This is a genomic window from Enterobacter sp. Sphag1F, from assembly GCF_014193275.1.
Classification (GTDB): Bacteria; Pseudomonadota; Gammaproteobacteria; order Enterobacterales; family Enterobacteriaceae; genus Pantoea; species Pantoea symbiotica.
Genome location: NZ_JACHZD010000002.1, coordinates 814,271 through 832,486, shown reverse-complemented (window position 1 = coordinate 832,486; position 18,216 = coordinate 814,271). Strand labels below are relative to the sequence as shown.

The 18,216-nt window shown below is 54.7% G+C and carries 19 protein-coding genes; 5 read left to right on the top strand and 14 right to left on the bottom strand.

Translation table 11 applies throughout. The features are described from left to right. Window position 1: 1 nt before the first annotated feature. The 5 genes from FHW71_RS09410 (at window position 2) to tatE (ending at window position 3,728) form a co-directional block, all read left to right on the top strand. Window positions 2-796 (top strand): deaminated glutathione amidase, encoded by a 795-nt coding sequence (locus FHW71_RS09410; RefSeq protein WP_061717402.1) that lies wholly within the window; start codon window positions 2-4, stop codon window positions 794-796. Window positions 797-815: 19 nt separating this feature from the next. Next, entirely contained in the window at window positions 816-1,703 is an 888-nt protein-coding gene (locus FHW71_RS09405; RefSeq protein ID WP_061717401.1) for an ABC transporter substrate-binding protein, read from the top strand. Further along, complete coding sequence (locus FHW71_RS09400; protein ID WP_179451611.1) at window positions 1,700-2,659, top strand: amino acid ABC transporter permease; 960 nt, start codon at window positions 1,700-1,702, stop codon at window positions 2,657-2,659. Before FHW71_RS09405 ends, FHW71_RS09400 begins: the two co-directional genes overlap by 4 nt. After that, a complete protein-coding gene (locus tag FHW71_RS09395; RefSeq protein WP_061717399.1) occupies window positions 2,656-3,426 on the top strand; it encodes an amino acid ABC transporter ATP-binding protein in 771 nt (256 codons plus the stop codon). The genes FHW71_RS09400 and FHW71_RS09395 overlap by 4 nt, the downstream gene beginning before the upstream one ends. A 98-nt stretch (window positions 3,427-3,524) precedes the next feature. Next, window positions 3,525-3,728, top strand: a complete 204-nt coding sequence (tatE, locus tag FHW71_RS09390; protein ID WP_008103699.1) for a twin-arginine translocase subunit TatE — start codon at window positions 3,525-3,527, stop codon at window positions 3,726-3,728. 85 nt (window positions 3,729-3,813) lie between these two features. Here tatE and FHW71_RS09385 read toward each other — a convergent pair whose 3' ends face one another. The 14 genes from FHW71_RS09385 to leuS form a co-directional block, all read right to left on the bottom strand. Next, a complete protein-coding gene (locus FHW71_RS09385) occupies window positions 3,814-4,554 on the bottom strand; it encodes a hypothetical protein (RefSeq protein WP_179451609.1) in 741 nt (246 codons plus the stop codon). A 146-nt stretch (window positions 4,555-4,700) separates the two neighbouring features. Further along, entirely contained in the window at window positions 4,701-5,666 is a 966-nt protein-coding gene (gene lipA, locus FHW71_RS09380; RefSeq protein WP_061717397.1) for a lipoyl synthase, read from the bottom strand. A 176-nt stretch (window positions 5,667-5,842) separates the two neighbouring features. Beyond that, the gene (gene lipB, locus FHW71_RS09375) at window positions 5,843-6,493 is read right to left on the bottom strand and encodes a lipoyl(octanoyl) transferase LipB (protein ID WP_179451607.1); all 651 of its coding nucleotides are present in this window, start codon (window positions 6,491-6,493) and stop codon (window positions 5,843-5,845) included. Between the two features lie 69 nt (window positions 6,494-6,562). After that, window positions 6,563-6,826 (bottom strand): DUF493 family protein YbeD, encoded by a 264-nt coding sequence (gene ybeD, locus FHW71_RS09370; protein WP_008103691.1) that lies wholly within the window; start codon window positions 6,824-6,826, stop codon window positions 6,563-6,565. Between the two features lie 97 nt (window positions 6,827-6,923). Further along, window positions 6,924-8,135 (bottom strand): D-alanyl-D-alanine carboxypeptidase DacA, encoded by a 1,212-nt coding sequence (dacA, locus tag FHW71_RS09365; RefSeq protein ID WP_008103689.1) that lies wholly within the window; start codon window positions 8,133-8,135, stop codon window positions 6,924-6,926. Window positions 8,136-8,252: 117 nt separating this feature from the next. After that, entirely contained in the window at window positions 8,253-9,344 is a 1,092-nt protein-coding gene (gene rlpA, locus FHW71_RS09360; RefSeq protein WP_179451605.1) for an endolytic peptidoglycan transglycosylase RlpA, read from the bottom strand. A gap of 10 nt (window positions 9,345-9,354) precedes the next feature. Further along, complete coding sequence (gene mrdB, locus FHW71_RS09355; RefSeq protein WP_179451793.1) at window positions 9,355-10,467, bottom strand: peptidoglycan glycosyltransferase MrdB; 1,113 nt, start codon at window positions 10,465-10,467, stop codon at window positions 9,355-9,357. Window positions 10,468-10,475: 8 nt separating this feature from the next. Next, window positions 10,476-12,380 (bottom strand): peptidoglycan DD-transpeptidase MrdA, encoded by a 1,905-nt coding sequence (gene mrdA / locus FHW71_RS09350; RefSeq protein ID WP_179451602.1) that lies wholly within the window; start codon window positions 12,378-12,380, stop codon window positions 10,476-10,478. A gap of 33 nt (window positions 12,381-12,413) precedes the next feature. Next, window positions 12,414-12,884, bottom strand: coding sequence for a 23S rRNA (pseudouridine(1915)-N(3))-methyltransferase RlmH (rlmH, locus tag FHW71_RS09345; protein WP_008103678.1), 471 nt, complete (start codon window positions 12,882-12,884; stop codon window positions 12,414-12,416). A 3-nt stretch (window positions 12,885-12,887) separates the two neighbouring features. After that, window positions 12,888-13,205, bottom strand: coding sequence for a ribosome silencing factor (gene rsfS / locus FHW71_RS09340; RefSeq protein ID WP_061717393.1), 318 nt, complete (start codon window positions 13,203-13,205; stop codon window positions 12,888-12,890). 91 nt (window positions 13,206-13,296) lie between these two features. Beyond that, window positions 13,297-13,941: a nicotinate-nucleotide adenylyltransferase gene (gene nadD / locus FHW71_RS09335; protein WP_061717392.1), complete on the bottom strand. Its 645-nt coding sequence runs from the start codon at window positions 13,939-13,941 to the stop codon at window positions 13,297-13,299. Then, window positions 13,934-14,965 carry a DNA polymerase III subunit delta gene (holA, locus tag FHW71_RS09330; RefSeq protein WP_179451600.1) on the bottom strand — a complete coding sequence of 344 codons (1,032 nt, stop codon included), beginning with the start codon at window positions 14,963-14,965 and terminating at the stop codon, window positions 13,934-13,936. The genes nadD and holA overlap by 8 nt, the downstream gene beginning before the upstream one ends. Then, entirely contained in the window at window positions 14,962-15,561 is a 600-nt protein-coding gene (gene lptE / locus FHW71_RS09325; RefSeq protein ID WP_179451598.1) for an LPS assembly lipoprotein LptE, read from the bottom strand. The genes holA and lptE overlap by 4 nt, the downstream gene beginning before the upstream one ends. A gap of 14 nt (window positions 15,562-15,575) precedes the next feature. Beyond that, on the bottom strand, window positions 15,576-18,158 hold the full coding sequence (gene leuS, locus FHW71_RS09320) for a leucine--tRNA ligase (protein ID WP_036648255.1): 2,583 nt from the start codon (window positions 18,156-18,158) through the stop codon (window positions 15,576-15,578). Between the last annotated feature and the right edge of the window lie 58 nt (window positions 18,159-18,216).

Below are 18,216 nucleotides of genomic sequence, written 5' to 3'. Positions count from 1 at the left end.
GATGAAAGTAGCAATGGGGCAATTTGCCGTCAGCCGCGAATGGCAGGAAAACACCGATATCTGCATCGGACTGATGAACCAGGCGCTGGCGGGTGGCGCGGATCTGCTGGTGCTGCCGGAAGGTGTGCTGGCGCGTGATATCGCCGATCCGGATCTGGTGCTGAAGGCGGCGCAGCCGCTGGATGGTCCTTTCGTCACGCAGCTGCTGGCGGTTAGCAAAGGCAACAACCTGACCACCATGATGAGCGTGCACGTGCCAACAGAAGGGCAGAAGGCGCTCAACGTGCTGATCGCCATTCGCAACGGCGAAATCATCGCCGAATACGTGAAACTGCACCTGTACGATGCCTTCGCCATGCAGGAGTCGCAGCGTGTGAATCCAGGGCGCGAGATTCCGCCACTGGTTGAAGTAGCAGGCATGAAAGTCGGGTTGATGACCTGCTACGACGTGCGCTTCCCGGAGCTGGCGCGTCGCTTAGTGCTCGATGGCGCTGATGTGCTGGTGCTGCCAGCGGCGTGGGTAAAAGGTCCGCTGAAAGAGATGCACTGGGAATTGCTGACCACCGCGCGTGCGCTGGAAAACACCTGCTACATGGTGGCGGTGGGCGAATGCGGTCCACGCAACATCGGCAACAGTCTGGTGATCGATCCGCTGGGCGTGGCGATTGCCAAAGCGCCGGAGTCGGCCGCGCTGGTGTTTGCCGATCTCGATCCGCAGCGCATCGCCTATGCACGCAGCGTACTGCCGGTGCTGGAGAATCGCTGTTTTGCTCGTCCCGAACTTAAACCACTTTGATCGCTGGGGAATCTGACTGATGAAAATTCTTGCTACCGCCATCGCGCTTTCATTGGGCCTGACGGCCTGTTTCGCTCAGGCAGCTGACGCTATTCCGGCACAAAAAGTGGATCAGGCACTGCACGATCGTCTGCCAGCAGAGATTAAAAGCAGCGGCAAAATGATCTCGGTAAACAACGGTTCCTTTCCTCCGTACGAGATCGTTAACGGTCCGCACTCAATGGACGGTGCCTCCGCCGATCTCACTGAAGCGCTGGCGCAGCTGCTGGGCGTGAAGATTGAACATGCCACAGTGAGCGGTTTGTCGGGCGTGCTGACCGGCATTAATTCCGGTCGCTACCAGATGGCGATTGGGCCGATTGGAGATTATCCGGATCGTCAGCAGAAGGTCGATTTTATCGACTTCGTGCAGGAGTTCGTGGTGTTTGGTGTGCAGAAAGGCAATCCATCAAAGATTAATGGTCTGGAAGATACCTGTGGTAAACGCATTGCGGTGATGGCGGCCGGTTCGGCGGAACAGGTGATTCGCAAGCAGTCCGATGCCTGTGTCGCGGCGGGTAAGCCGGCGGTGGTGGTGCAGTCCTTCACCGATCAGCCGTCGTCGATTTTAGCCGTACGCTCAAAACGTTCCGATGCCTTCTTCTCGTCGCAGGCGCCGCTGACTTACTTTATCGAACAGGCTAATGGTCAGCTAGAGCTGTCGGGCAAAGGCAAGAAAAACGGCTTTGGCGACATTTTCCAGGGCACCGTGGTACCGAAAGGATCGGAGCTGGGCAATGTAGTGTTGGATGCTTACAAAGAGCTGTTCAGTAACGGCACCTACGCGGCGATCATGAAGAAGTGGAAATTAGACGGCAACGTGTTGCAGCAACCGGGACGTAACCTGGCGCAAGGGGCAGCAAAATGAGTCCGGTCACCAACAATTCGCGAGCCAGGGATAAGGCCGACGTGCAGCAGCGCGATGTGGCTTTTGCCCGCAGTGCGCCCACCTATGGGCGCTGGATCTCATGGATTTTGGTGCTGGTTATTGCGGCAAACTTCCTCTGGCTGGTAGCGACCAATCCCAATTTTGAGTGGAACGTGGTGCTGCAGTGGTTCACCGAAGGTTCGGTGATGAAAGGCCTGCAGGTCACGCTCGGCTTGACGGTGGTGTCGATGATTCTCGGCACGCTGCTGGGGCTGTTGCTGGGCGTATGGCGTCTTTCGGAAAACAAATTGCTGAGCGGCTTGTCGTCGCTCTATATCTGGTTTTTCCGTGGTACGCCGCTACTGGTGCAGCTGATCTTTTGGTATAACCTGTCGACGTTGTTTCCCACGATCTCGCTCACTATTCCGTGGACGGATATTACCTTTGCCAGCTGGAATACCAACGATCTGATCACGCCATTGACCGCAGCGATTGCCGGACTGGCGCTCAATGAAGCAGCCTATATGGCCGAGATCATTCGCGCTGGCTTGCTGTCAGTGGATAACGGTCAGGTCGAAACCACCCAGGCGTTTGGCATGAGCCGCAGCCGTGCGCTGCGCCGAGTAATCATTCCACAGGCGATGCGTTCAATCATTCCGCCAACTGGCAACCAGTTGATCAGCATGATCAAAGCGACGTCGCTGGTGAGTGTGATCGCCATGGGCGATCTGTTGTACTCGGTGCAGGCCGTATATAACCGCACCTTTGAAATTATCCCGATGCTGATGGTAGCAGTGATTTGGTACCTATTTATCACCTCGATTCTCAACGTGGGCCAGTCCGCTATCGAACGTTACTACGCACGCGGCACCACCCGCACGGTAGTGAACAAACGTCGTGTTGCCGCTAACGAAGCCGCGCCAGCCGTCGCGCACCGTCTGAAGGAGGATGTATGAGTGAAGTTCAGCCGCTGGTGCGAGCGCGGAATGTGCAGAAGAGTTATGGCGATAACGAAGTGCTAAAAGGCATCGATCTCGATGTGTTTCCGGGTGAAGTGGTAGTGATTCTCGGACCATCGGGCTCGGGTAAATCTACCTTTTTGCGCTGCATTAATCATCTGGAAGACATGAATGCCGGTTCGATTATGGTGGGTGACGACCAGATCGGTTATGAGCTGAAGCGCGGTATTTTGCATCGCCTGTCGGCGCGTAAAATTGCTCATCAGCGTCAGAAAATCGGCATGGTGTTTCAGCAGTTCAATCTCTATCCGCATATGACGGTGCTACAAAACATCATTGAAGCGCCGATTGGTGTACACAAATTTGCGCGGCAGGACGCGCTCAAGCATGCCCGTGAACTGTTGGCGACCGTGGGATTGAGTGACAAAGCTGATGCCTGGCCGCGTCATCTGTCAGGTGGTCAACAGCAGCGTGTGGCGATTGCGCGTGCGCTGGCGATTAAACCGGCACTGATGCTGTTCGATGAACCGACTTCGGCACTCGATCCTGAGTTAGTCGGCGAAGTGCTGGCCACCATGCGCACCTTAGCCGATCAAGGTCTGACCATGATTGTGGTGACCCATGAAATTGGTTTTGCGCGTGAGGCGGCCGATCGCGTGGTGTTTATGGATGGTGGCGTGGTAGTGGAGCAGGGCAGTCCGGAGCAGGTGATTGGTAATCCGCAACATCCGCGCACGCAGGCTTTTCTCAGCCGCTTTATTTAGGCGGGCGGTCTCACTCTGTTACAGATTGCAGTTGAGGCCGTTTATAAACTGCGAGTTAATAGTCAGGTCCGTTTTTCACATTGGTTGAAAGGTAAATTATGGAAGGTATCAGTATTGCCAAACTGCTGATCATCGGTGCGCTCATCGTACTGCTTTTTGGCACCAACAAGTTACGTTCACTGGGTGGCGATCTGGGTTCCGCAATCAAAGGCTTCAAGAAAGCCATGAAAGATGATGAATCCGGCGCATCCAAAAGCAGCGCTGAAGAAGCACCTGCTGAACGTGTCAGCCACAAAGAGTAATCTCTGCGCCGAACGTCAATAAGTGTAAATATTTATTACGTTGATAAAAAACCAGACTGTCGCCAGTCTGGTTTTTGTTTTGGAATTAATGCCAGACGATATTAACGTCCTCGATCGTCTCCCTTTCTTCAATCGCAGCATACTGCCATGATTCAGGTGCGGATAATTCGTTTTGAATTGATCCACTCTCAAGCACCTCTTCGAAAGATAACATGGGTAACATTGCCATCGGCTCTGCATCCTCTTGCATCACCAAATCCATCAGCTCCATATCGACCATTTCCATTGCGTTTTGCGCGAGGGGAAGCAAAACCGCATCAATTTCGGTGGTTATGATATTGAGTTCCGCTAAATCAGCTATTTCAATCTCAGATGTTTGCAGACTGACGTGAGACAATTCAAAGGAAGAAAGGGGGGGAATGTTTGCGCCGTCAAGCAGATCGAAGTTCCAGTGGATTTCAGGCTCTGAATGAAATATCGGATATTCGATTTGTAAACCCGCAATATAAGACACCTCTTCTGATTCCTCCGGCGTTGTCTGAGAAATTAAGGGGACAGCAGCAAGAGAAGCGTCAAGGCGAACCGGTAACTGCAGATGGATTTCATCATAGCGATGTTCAAGGCTAATAGCGGTTGCTAAAAACGCATGTGCACATGAAGCATGGGGTGAAACATACGGATTGGTGTTGTCGATCGGAGTGGTACGCGCTTTCAGCGCATCCAGACTCTCTTCAGATGCACTGTATTGCCGCGAACCCGAGGATTGACCTGACACATCGGGTACTCGGGAAGCATCGAGCACATCTATATGAAAGGATGTTTGCATTATCTGACCTTCAAAAAAATACACTGAGAAAAAGAAATAGGCTCTTATGCCCTCAGCGGTTAAAGCGACAGATTTAAGACAAGGATTAAGACTTTTAAGGAGATTTTTGCGATTGCGGCCTATTAAGAACGCAATCGCGAGGAATATTACTTAACTTCCAGACCTTTGGCCTGCATATCAGCATGATAAGACGAGCGCACAAACGGGCCGCAGGCGGCATGGGTGAAGCCCATCGCCATCGCTTCCTCTTTCATCTCATCAAACTCGGCTGGGCTAACGTAACGCTGTACCGGTAAGTGGTGACGGCTTGGCTGCAGATACTGTCCCAGCGTCAGCATGGTGACGCCGTGGCGACGCAGATCGCGCATCACTTCTACGATTTCGGCATTGGTTTCGCCCAAACCTACCATCAAACCCGATTTGGTCGGGATATCCGGATGCGCTTCTTTGAAACGCTCCAGCAGCTTCAGTGACCAATCGTAGTTGGCGCCCGGACGAACCTGACGGTAAACGCGCGGTACGTTTTCCAGATTGTGGTTAAACACATCCGGTGGCGTCGCGGTGAGGATGTCCAGGGCGCGATCCATACGACCACGGAAGTCTGGCACCAGCGTTTCAATTTTGATGGTTGGACTTTTTTCGCGAATCGCGCTGATGCAGTCAGCAAAGTGCTGAGCACCGCCGTCGCGCAGGTCATCGCGGTCCACCGAAGTAATCACCACATAACGCAGCGCCATATCGGCGATGGTTTGGGCCAGTTTCAGCGGTTCGTTAGCGTCAGGCATATTCGGACGGCCATGCGCCACATCGCAGAATGGGCAGCGACGGGTACAAATCGCGCCGAGGATCATAAAGGTCGCGGTGCCGTGGTTAAAACACTCTGCAAGGTTAGGGCAGGAGGCTTCTTCACACACTGAGTGCAGACCGTTTTTACGCATCGCGGCTTTGATGCCCTGAATGCGGCTGGAGTCCGCAGGCAGTTTGATCTTCATCCATTCCGGCTTACGCAGAATTTCTTCACGCTCAACCATCACGGTTTTCACCGGGATCAGCGCCATTTTGTCGGCATCGCGATACTTGACGCCACGTTCCATCTGAATTGGTTTACTCATAAATCTGCAGGTTCCGGTCGGGATTGCGATTTGAAAGCTTCCTCACTCAAACTGAGAACCAGGCTTTCAACTTTTTTTGAAAATATGGCAAAAATTATATCATCTCGTCTGTTCATAAGCAGCCGATTAGCCAGTGCAAAAGTTACAATTTTGTAAATGCGCACGTACAGTCAAGGTCAGACCGCGGCATCATTTTGCCATTCCAGTTGGGTAAATCCGCTTAAACAGGCGAAATGCTGCACCAGACGCGGCCGCACATCGGCGGGCGTGACGCCCGGCTGCAGCTGGCTGAGCTGCGTCATCTGCATCCCGGCATATCCGCACGGATTGATGCGCAGAAAGGGCGCGAGATCCATCGCCACATTCAGCGCCAGGCCGTGAAACGAGCAGCCTTTACGGATGCGCAGCCCCAGCGAGCAAATCTTGTCATCGCCCACGTAGACGCCTGGCGCATCCGGTCGCGCACGCGCGCTGATGTCATAGTCGGCCAGCGTGGCGATCACCGTTTCTTCCAGTGCTGTCACTAACTCGCGTACGCCCATCTTGCGACGTTTCACGTCGATCAGCACATACATCACCTGTTGGCCGGGGCCGTGATAGGTGACCTGGCCGCCGCGATCGCTTTGTACCACCGGAATATCGCCCGGCATCAGCAGATGTTCGGCTTTGCCCGCCTGACCTTGGGTGAACACTGGATGATGTTCCACCAGCCAGATTTCATCGGCGGTGTTGCTGTCGCGTTGATCGGTAAAGTGATGCATCGCATCGGAGATGGGTTGCCAATCGCGCTGGCCGAGTTGACGAACAAGAAGCGTATTAGCTGACAAAGCAGAGATCCGGTAAAGAGTGGAAGGCAGAGTATAACGCTGGCAAAGCGGACTTTGCCAGCGCCAGAATTACAGCACCATCCGCACGATTTCGATGTTGCCCAGCTCTTCGTACAGGGTTTCAACCTGCTCAATGTGGGTAGCGATGATGGTGATGGAAACCGAGTGATAGTTGCCTTTGCTGCTTGGCTTAACGTCCGGTTTGTAATCGCCTGGCGCGTGGCGCTGCACCACTTCAACCACTTGATCAACCAGCTCCGGTTGCGCCAAACCCATCACTTTGTAGGTGAAAGGCGTAGGGAATTCGAGCAGTTCATTCAATTTGGTTTTCATACATTGACTCCGGTGCTTAAAAAAACAGGCTCCCGCCGAGGCGGGAGCAAAGATAGTAGCTTATTTGGGGGCAAATTGGCGTTTTTTCAAGCGCGCCTTAGCCAAACCAGTGGTGGAACATCAGTTTGATGTAATCGATGATGCGGCCGAAGAAACCACCTTCTTTCACTTCGTTCAGCACCACCAGCGGACGCTGTTCAACTGTTTTGCCATCCAACTGGAAGTTGATGCTGCCCACGACCTGATTTTTCTGCAGCGGTGCGTGCAGTTCAGTGTTGTTCAGCACGTAGCTGGCTTTCAGGTCTTTCATGCGGCCACGTGGGATGGTCAGATAGGCATCTTTTTCCACGCCCAGCTGAACACGATCGCTGTCACCGAACCACACGGGCTCAGACGCAAACTCTTTGCCTGCTTTCAGCGGTGCCACGGTTTCGAAGAAGCGGAAGCCCCACGTCAGCAATTTCTTGCTCTCGGTTTCACGGCCTTTATAAGTACGACCGCCCATCACCGCCGAGATCAAACGCATCTGGCCTTCAGTTGCAGAGGCAACCAGGTTGTAGCCCGCTGCGTCTGTGTGGCCGGTTTTGATGCCATCCACGTTCAGGCTGGTATCCCACAGCAAACCGTTACGGTTGGTCTGCTTGATGTTATTAAAGGTGAAATCTTTTTCACGGTAAACCGCGTACTCATCGGGCACGTCACGGATCAGCGCCTGGCCGATCAACGCCATATCGCGCGGCGAGCTGTATTGGCCTTCGGCATCCAAACCGTGCACGGTCTGGAAGTGGGTGTTTTTCAGGCCCAGTGCGCCAACGTAGTTGTTCATCAGGTTAACGAACGCGTCCTGGCTGCCGGCAACATAATCCGCCATCGCCACACAAGCGTCGTTACCTGATTGCAGCACGATGCCGCGCGTCAGCTGAGAAACCGGTACACGATCGCCTGGCTTCAGGAACATCAGGGATGAACCTTTGAATACCGGATTACCGGTTGCCCAGGCATCTTTGCCCACGGTCACGATGTCATCGTTATGGATTTTGCCCGCTTTGACCGCCTGACCAATCACGTAGCTGGTCATCATTTTGGTCAAACTTGCCGGATCGCGGCGTGCATCCGCGTTCTTTTCGGCCAGCACTTTGCCGGAGTTATAGTCGATCAGCACATAAGCTTCAGCATCAATGTCCGGTACGCCCGGAATCATAGTCTTAAGGTTAACATCGTCCGCAAAAGCGGCATGGCTGAGAGAAAGGGCGACCAGTGATCCCACTGTCAGGCGTTTCAGAAAACGAGAAGGTTTCAGCGTATTCATGTTCAGGACTACAACATCCGTGGGTTTAGAGTGAAAAAAGTGCCTAACTATAGCAAACGCCCGATCGGGCGACATCTTGCTTTGCAAATCAGTTTCAGCAGGAAATGTCACTGTCCGTTACATCGATGGACGGGCAGTGGTAATAAATGAGCTCATTTGCGCTTCAGTGTTCAGACGCTGCTGCAAGGCGGCGGCTTCGGCACGGCTTTGATAGCCACCTAACTGAATGCGATAGATGTTGCCATTGGCTTCAACGGCGCCCGGTACGCCAAAACGTTTACCCAGGCTTTCCGCCAACTGGCGCGCCCGCGCCGGATCGTTAATGGCCCCAACCTGCACCACATAACCGCTGCCGGCATGGGCATTCTGGCTGCTGGCAGGCGGTGCTGCGGCTGGCGCAGAAGTGGTTGTTGGCGCTGGCGCGGCAACCGGCTCGCTGCCTTCCAGCACACCCGTGGCTAACGGCTGTGGCGCACCGAGAAAACCGCTGCTCTGGACTGGCGCACCCATGCTGTCATTGCTTTGCAAGGTGCTGTTATCTACCGCGCGCACATCTTGCGGTGCAGGCGCTGGTGCCGCATTGGCGCTGCCGCCCATCATCACCATACCGCCGCCGAGATCCGGACGTGCGGGCAGGGCGTAGCTCTGTTTGGCGACGGTGGTACCGATGGTGCCGGGACCAGAAACTGAGCCATCCGGCGCCACTTTGATGTAATCAACGCGCACGCGAGTATTGTTAGAGATATTCAGGCGATCTCCCGCCGCACGCGACAGGTCGATAATGCGGCCTGGCGTATAAGGACCGCGATCATTAACGCGCACCACAATCTGGCGACCGTTAGCGAGGTTAGTCACGCGCACATAGCTCGGCAGCGGCAGCGTAGGGTGCGCGGCTGTCATGCCTTCCGGATCGTAAGATTCACCGATAGCAGTGCGATTACCCTGCGCTTCGTCACCGTACCAGGTGGCTAAACCCACTTCGCTGTAGTTCGAAGGATCTTTGATCACGCGGTAGTTTTTACCGTTGACGCTGTAATCCTGGCTGGTGGAAGGATTGATCGGTTCATAGCGTGGTTCCACGCCAGGAATTTCCACTACCGGGCCGTTATAGGCCGGTTGCGGTGGCGCAGTATTATTCTGCGGTTCCGGTGTGGAACAGGCAGCCAGTACCAATGATGCCAGTGCAACCCCAAGCCAGTCCTTACGCATGTGCAGCCTCTTAAACGCTTTTAGATAACATTTTTCGATGAGTATGGATCGACATCACAATGCCAAATCCAGCCATTAACACAATCAATGCCGATCCGCCGTAGCTCACCAGCGGCAGCGGTACGCCAACCACCGGTAAGATACCACTTACCATGCCAATGTTAACGAAAACATAAACGAATAAAATCAGCATCAAACCGCCCGCCATCACGCGACCAAAGGTGGTTTGCGCGCGCGCAGCAATAATCAGTCCGCGCATGATCAGCAGCAAATAGAGTACCAGTAATAACAACACGCCAAACAGGCCGAGTTCTTCTGCCAGCACGGCAAAAATAAAGTCGGTGTGGCGTTCTGGCAGGAATTCCAGCTGCGATTGGGTGCCGTGCAGCCAGCCTTTGCCGCGCAGGCCACCGGAACCGATAGCAATCTTCGACTGGATGATGTGATAACCGGCGCCAAGCGGATCGCTTTCCGGGTCCAGCAGCATCATCACGCGGTCGCGCTGATAATCGTGCATCAGGAAGAACCACAAAATCGGGATAAAGGCCGCCACCAGCAGCACGGCGATACCAATCAGTTTCCAGCTCATACCGGATAAAAACAGCACAAACAGACCGGAAGCGGCGATCAGAATCGACGTACCCAAGTCAGGCTGTGCCGCCACCAGCAGCGTTGGCATGAAAATCAGCACCAGCGCGATGCCGGTGTTTTTCAGCGTCGGCGGACAGACATCGCGGTTAATAAAGCGCGCCACCATCAGCGGCACGGCAATCTTGGCGATCTCCGAGGGCTGGAAGCGCACAAAACCCAAATCGAGCCAGCGCTGTGCGCCTTTACTGATGTGGCCAAATGCATCCACCGCGATCAGCAATATCACACAGACAATATAGAGATAGGGCGCCCAGCTTTCATAAACGCGCGGCGGCACCTGCGCCAGCACCAGCATGATGACGATTCCCATAGCGATCTGCCCGAACTTACGCTCGGTCATGCCGGGATCCTGTCCGCTGGCGCTCCAGATGACGATGGCGCTGTAGGTCAGCAAGCTGAGAATGATCAGCATAAACAGCGGGTCGATATGGATGCGCGTCCAGATCGATCTTTTCTGCGGACTATCGTTCATGGACATTGTTATTCACCTTCGTAGCCGGGCGGCGTCGGTACGGCTTCTGGCAGCACGGTATTATTGTCGCCTAACATAATGTGGTCGAGAATCTGGCGCATCACGGTGCCGACAGCCGGACCTGCGCCGCCGTTTTCCAGAATCATGGTGACGGCCACGCGCGGCTTATTGTACGGCGCGTAAGCGGTCATTAATTTATGGTCGCGCAAACGCTCTGCAATCTTGTGCGCGTTATAGACTTCATTTTCTTTCAGACCGTAAACCTGTGCGGTACCGGATTTGGCGGCGATTTTGTAGGGCGCATCGGCAAAACTCTTATGTGCCGTACCGTTGGCGCGGTTCGCGACGCCATACATGCCGTCTTTGGCAATTTCCCAGTAGCCTGAGTGAATGTCGCCAATCGGTGCATCCGGCGGCTGGCGATAGGGCACCATGGTTTGGCCTTCACGCGTGGCGCGCAGTAAGTGCGGTACCTTGATCACACCGTCATTAATCAGAATCATCATCGCTTTGTTCATCTGAATCGGCGTCGCGGTCCAGTAACCCTGGCCGATACCAACCGGAATGGTGTCACCCTGATACCACGGCTTCTTAAAGCGCTTCAGCTTCCACTCGCGCGTTGGCATGTTGCCCGCGCTCTCCTGCGGCAGGTCAATGCCAGTGCGATGGCCGTAACCAAACTTGGTCATCCACTCTGACAGGCGATCGATGCCCATATCGTAGGCGACCTGATAGAAGAAGGTATCCGCCGATTCTTCCAGCGATTTGGTGACGTTCAGGCGTCCGTGGCCCCATTTTTTCCAGTCACGATAGCGCTTTTCCGAGCCGGGCAGTTGCCACCAGCCGGGATCGAACAGGCTAGTATTGCGGTTGATTACGCCTGCGCTCAGCGCCGACACGGCAACGTAAGGTTTCACCGTTGAAGCTGGTGGATAGGAAGCTTGCAGAGCACGGTTATACAGCGGACGGTTTTCGTCGCTTAACAGCGCTTTGTAATCTTTGCTGGAGATGCCGTCGACAAACAGGTTCGGGTCGTAACTCGGCGTTGACACCAGCGCAAGGATTTCGCCGGTGCGCGGATCGCTCACCACCACCGCCGCGCGGCTGCCGGTCAGCAAGGTTTCGATGTATTGCTGCAGCTTGAGGTCAACCGTCAGATAGATATCGCGTCCTGCCTGCGGAGACTGTTCGTGCAACTGACGGATGACGCGGCCACGGTTATTGACTTCAACTTCTTCATAACCGGTTTTGCCATGCAGCACATCTTCGTAATAGTTCTCGATGCCAAGCTTGCCGATATCATGGGTAGCCGCATAGTTTGGCCATTTGCCTTCCTGATCAAGGCGCGTGACATCGCGATCGTTAATTTTGGAGACATAGCCCACCACGTGCGTCAGCGTCTGGCCGTAAGGATAGTAGCGGCGCTGATAGCCTTTTACTTCCACGCCAGGAAAACGGTATTGATTGACGGCAAAACGCGCTACCTGCACCTCGTTTAAACCGATTTTGACCGGAATCGAGGTAAAGCGGCGTGAGCGTTTGCGCTCTTTTTCAAAAGCATCGATATCGTCGTCGGTCAGATCCAGCACCGGACGCAGATCCTGTAAGGTCTGCTTCAGGTTTTCGACCTTTTCCGGCATCAGTTCGGCCTGATAGATGGTGCGATTTAACGCCAGCGGCACGCCGTTACGATCAAAAATAATGCCGCGGCTCGGCGCCACCGGCACCAGCTTGATGCGGTTTTCATTCGAACGGGTGCTGTAGTCGTCAAAGCGCAGAATTTGCAGGTGGTACATATTGACCACCAGAATGCTGGAGAGCAGCAGGATGCCAACAAAAGCCACCAATGCTCGGCGGACAAAAAGTTTCTGTTCGGCAGTGTAATCGCGAAAGGCGTTGCTCTGTAATTTCATCCGCTACATTTATTGTCTGGGGTTGTCAGGCGTTTATTCACGATGATAAGGATGATTCGTGGTGATGCTCCACGCACGATACAGGCTTTCCGCTACCAGCACACGCACCAGCGGATGTGGCAACGTGAGCGCTGACAGTGACCAGCTTTGCTCGGCTGCGGCCTTGCACGCGGGCGCCAGTCCTTCCGGACCGCCGATCAACAGGCTGACATCGCGGCCATCCAGTTTCCAGCGTTCAAGTTGCTGCGCCAACTGTGGGGTTTCCCACGGCTGTCCGGGGATATCCAGCGTGACAATACGATTGCCTTTACCCACGGCGGCCAGCATCGCTTCACCTTCTTTTTCCAGAATGCGTTTGATGTCGGCGTTCTTGCCGCGTTTGCCGGCAGTCACTTCGATCAGTTCAAACGGCATATCTTTCGGGAAGCGGCGCAGATACTCCATGAAACCGGTCTGAACCCAGTCGGGCATTTTAGTGCCGACGGCTACAAGCTGCAGTTTCACGTCTTAGCTCCAGAGTTTTTCCAGCTCGTACAGCTGGCGGCTCTCTGCTTCCATCACGTGCACAATCACGTCACCCAGGTCAACGACCACCCAATCGGAGGCGGTTTTGCTGTCAACACCCAGCGGCCTCAGGCCGGCAGTGCGCGATTCCTGCACCACATGATCGGCGATAGAAGCGACGTGACGTGTTGAAGTACCGGTGCAAATAATCATGCAATCGGTGATGCTGGATTTGCCCTGAACATCAATAGCAATGATGTCCTGGCCTTTGAGATCATCAATCTTATCAATAACGAACTCTTGGAGTGCTTTACCTTGCAAAAGGTTCCCCTTAAAAACAGGTGATTACGGACGGGCTAACGATGCGAGAAAGGTAGCCGAAAATGAAGCGGCGCAGTATAGCATGCTGCCTTTAGCTGCGATATAAGCCAACGCTATCGATGTAGCCGATCACTGCATCTGGCAATAAATCCGCGCAGGAGATTCCCGCATGGCGGCGCTGACGGATTTCGGTGGCGGAAATGTCGAGCAGCGGCGTATCTGCCAGCCAGATGTGTCCTGCAGGTGAGTGATGAAGCTGCTGCACATCATCGGCGAGATGCTCATCAAGCCATTGCTGCATCTCAGGCGTTTCCATCTGGGTGGCGTAACCCGGACGCTTACATACCAGCAAATGGCACAGCGACAGCAAATCTTGCCAGCGATGCCATTTGGCTAACGTTAGCAGAGAATCCTGGCCAATGATAAACCCGAGGGGCTGTTCTGTGCCGCGTTCCGCACGCAGTGCTTCCAGCGTAGCCACCGTCCAGGACGGCGTTGCACGCTCCAGTTCACGCGTATCGATATCAAACAGCGGGCGATCGGCGATGGCACAGCGCAGCATCTCAACGCGCTGTTGCGCACTGGCTTCCGGCTGCGGGCGATGCGGCGGCACGTTGTTGGGTAGCAATGTGACCTTTTTCAAACCCACTTGCTGTGCCAGCGCTTCTACCGGGCGGAGATGGCCGAAGTGAATCGGATCGAAGGTGCCACCAAACAGAGCGTAGAGTTTAGACATCGATAAAGCTCAGTGGGAAATCGCGGTGACACAGCAGCAGCGACAGCGTTTCCAGCTGCGGCCACAGGTTTTGGCCATAATCCTGCTTCATGCTGAGTTCCAGCTCTGCCAGCAAATGCACCGCACGCTGTAAACGATGCGCATCAAGACGCTGCAGCGCATCAGTAAACAACGCGCGACGGTTTTGCCAGATACGTTGCTGATCCATTAACGTGCGCAGCGCTTGTTTCGCCTGATTACGTTGCAGATGCAGCAGCGTGAGTAAATCGCGTTGCAGCGTGCGCAGCAGAATCACCGCTTCGCTGTCCTCTTTCTCCAGCTGATGCAGGATGTGCAGGGCGCGTTTACTTTTTCCCGCCAGCAGCGCATCCACCCAATGGAATGGCGTAAAGTGCGCGGCATCGTTGACAGCGGCCTCGACGCGCGGCAGCGTCAATTTGCCATCCGGCCACAACAGCGATAAGCGTTCCAGCGCCTGCGACAGCGCCAGCAGATTCCCTTCGTAGCAGTAGCAAAGCAGTTGGATTGCTGCATCATCGACGCTCAGCTTCATCGCTTTGGCGCGACTCGCCACCCAACGCGGCAGCTGTGCCTGTTCAGGTGTCTGGCACGGTACCAACACCGCTTGCGCGCTCAGCGCTTTGAACCAGGCGCTGTTCTCCTGTGCCTTAGTCAGTTTCGCCATGCGCAGCACCAGCAAAATATCGCTGTGCAGCAGCGTAGAGAGTTTCACCAACTGCTCGGCGATAGCGGCGTTTGGACCGTTTTCAGGCAGTTGCAGCGTCAGAGTTTGGCGTTGAGTAAACAGGCTAAGCGATTGGCAGCTGACGAAGATCGCATCCCAATCCGTTTGCGCATCAATGGTGACGCTGAAGTGCTCTTCAAATCCCTGTGCGCTGGCGGTAGCACGGATCGCATCCGCGCTTTCCTGAATCAGCAGAGGTTCATTACCGGTGAGAAAATAACAGGCGCGCAGCCCCTCTCGAAGCTGCGCGCTCAGTTGTTCAGGATAAATCCTGATCATTGCAGACTGGTGGCTGACGAAGAGGACACTTCCGGTGAGTTCTGTCCCGGTGCAATCGTCTCAGGCTGCGGCAAGGTATCTTTGTTGCTTTCCTGCGCGGCATGCACGGTCAGCAGTTTACGTACTAACTGCTCGGACGCGCGCTGACGCATCTCCTGCACGATCATATCCTGCTCGGCATCCTTCGCCAGTGCGGCATTCGGGTTGTCGAAGAAAGATCGATACACGGTAGTGCTGATCGGGTAGATACCTTTACCCGGCAGCAGAACCTGTGCAGTGACCGTCATCACCAGCGAGTATTCTGCGGTAGTACCGCTGATGAACACCGATGCGGTATCACGTCCCTGGCCTTCAGCACCCAAACGCAGCGTTGGGTATTTGGCGCTGGCCGCTTTGCTGTCTTCAATGATGGTGACATTGTTGATGCGCAGCTGCTGGCGCACGGCTCGCGCCAGTGGGCCATAGGGATCGCCGCTCTGGACGATAAGGGTTTTCATTTCACTCGGCACCGAAGTGGTGCCGCGTGGGTGGAAACCACAGCCTGCGGTAATCATTACCGCAAGCAGGACAAACAGCCTGATAATCAGTTGTCGCACAGTTCCTCCTGAACTTAACCTACGACCAGGTTAAGCAGTTTGCCAGGGACATAAATCACTTTACGAATGGTGACGCCATCCAGATATTTCGCCACCAAATGCTCCTGCGCAGCACGCGCCTGCACCTGCTCCTGCGTGGCATCCGTCGCAACGGTAATCTTGCCGCGCACTTTGCCATTCACCTGCACCACTACCAGCAGCGAATCTTCTACCATGGCCGCTTCATCGGCTACCGGCCAGCTGGCTTCGTCAATGCTCCCTTCGCCGCCCAGCGCTTGCCACAACACATAGCTGGCGTGCGGGGTGAACGGATAGAGCAGACGCGTTACAGCGACCAGCGCTTCCTGCAGCAGCGCGCGATCTTGCTCGCTCTCCTGCGGGGCACGGATAAGCTTGTTCATCAGTTCCATGATAGCGGCGATGGCGGTGTTGAACGTCTGACGACGACCCACGTCATCGGCCACTTTGGCGATGGTTTTGTGCAGATCGCGACGCAGCGCTTTCTGATCGTCATTCAGGCTGTTGACGTCCAGCGCCACGGTCGCGCCTTTGGCGATGTGTTCGTAAGCCAGTTTCCATACGCGCTTCAGGAAGCGGTTGGCACCTTCAACGCCTGATTCCTGCCACTCCAGCGTCATCTCTGCTGGCGAAGCAAACATCATGAACAGACGCACGGTATCTGCACCGTAACGCTCAACCATCAGCTGTGGATCGATGCCGTTGTTTTTCGACTTCGACATTTTGCTCATGCCGGCGTAAACCACTTCACGACCTTCGTTGTCGATGGCTTTAATAATGCGGCCTTTCTCGTCGCGCTCAACGGTGACGTCAACCGGAGAAACCCAGTTGCGCTCGCCGTTCACGCCGAGGTAGTAGAACGCATCAGCCAGTACCATGCCCTGACACAGCAGGCGTTTGGCCGGCTCATCAGAGTTCACCAGGCCAGCATCACGCAGCAGCTTGTGATAGAAGCGGAAATACATCAGGTGCATGATGGCGTGTTCGATACCGCCAACATACTGATCGACCGGCAGCCAGTAGTTCGCCGCCGCCGGATCCAGCATGCCTTCATGGTAGTTGGCGCAGGTATAGCGCGCGTAGTACCAGGATGACTCCATAAAGGTGTCGAAGGTGTCGGTTTCACGCAGCGCCGGCTGGCCGTTAACGGTGGTTTTGGCCCACTCAGGATCGGCTTTGATTGGGCTGGTGATACCATCCATCACCACGTCTTCTGGCAGGATGACCGGCAACTGATCTTCTGGCGTTGGCATTACGGTGCCATCTTCCAGCGTCACCATTGGGATTGGTGCGCCCCAGTAACGCTGACGGGAAACGCCCCAGTCGCGCAGACGGTAATTCACTTTACGCTCGCCCACGCCTTTAGCTGCCAGCGCATCGGCGATGGCGTTGAAGCCCGCCTGATGATCCAGACCGTTGTATTCACCTGAGTTGAACAGCGCGCCTTTATCGGTCATTGCGGCAGCACTTACATCCGGTTCTGAACCGTCAAGATTCAGGATGACTGGCTTGATGTTCAGGTTGTATTTGGTGGCGAACTCCCAGTCACGCTGATCGTGGCCTGGAACGGCCATTACCGCACCGGTGCCGTACTCCATTAATACGAAGTTAGCGACCCACACAGGAATCTCTTCACCGGTCAGCGGATGGATAGCAAACAGGCCGGTAGCCACGCCTTTCTTCTCCATCGTTGCCATATCAGCTTCGGCAACTTTGGTAGTGCGGCATTCGTCGATGAATTCAGCCAGCGCAGGATTAGTGGCAGCAGCTTGCTGCGCCAGTGGATGACCTGCAGCTACTGCTACATAAGTAGCGCCCATAAAGGTGTCTGGACGGGTGGTGTAAACGGTCAGCTTCTCGGCGCTGTTGGCAACGTCAAAGGTGATTTCCACACCTTCAGAACGGCCAATCCAGTTGCGCTGCATGGTTTTGACCTGCTCCGGCCAATCTTCCAGCTTATCGAGATCGTTGAGCAGCTCTTCGGCATAAGCGGTGATTTTAACGAACCACTGTGGGATCTCTTTGCGCTCAACTTTGGTATCACAGCGCCAGCAGCAGCCGTCGATAACCTGTTCGTTGGCCAGTACGGTCTGATCGTTCGGGCACCAGTTCACCGCCGAGGTCTTTTTATAGACCATGTCTTTTTCATACAGCTTGGTGAAGAACCACTGTTCCCAGCGATAATATTCTGGCTGGCAGGTCGCCAGTTCGCGGCTCCAGTCGTAGCCAAAGCCCAGCAATTTCAGCTGGTTCTTCATGTAGGCGATGTTGTCGTAGGTCCACGGTGCAGGCGCGGTGTTGTTTTTCACCGCAGCGCCTTCGGCTGGCAAACCAAATGCATCCCAGCCAATCGGCTGCAGGACGTTTTTGCCGAGCATACGCTGGTAGCGCGCAATCACATCGCCAATGGTGTAGTTACGCACGTGACCCATGTGCAGGCGGCCAGAAGGATAGGGCAGCATCGAAAGGCAGTAATATTTCTCTTTGCCTTCCTGCTCGGTCACTTTAAAGGTTTCGTTTTCGTCCCAGTGCTGTTGGACGCGGGATTCTATCTCTTCCGGGCGGTATTGCTCTTGCATGGCTGCCTGTGGTCCTTTGTGAAAATCGCTAAGCATACTTTTAGATCCGCATAGCATA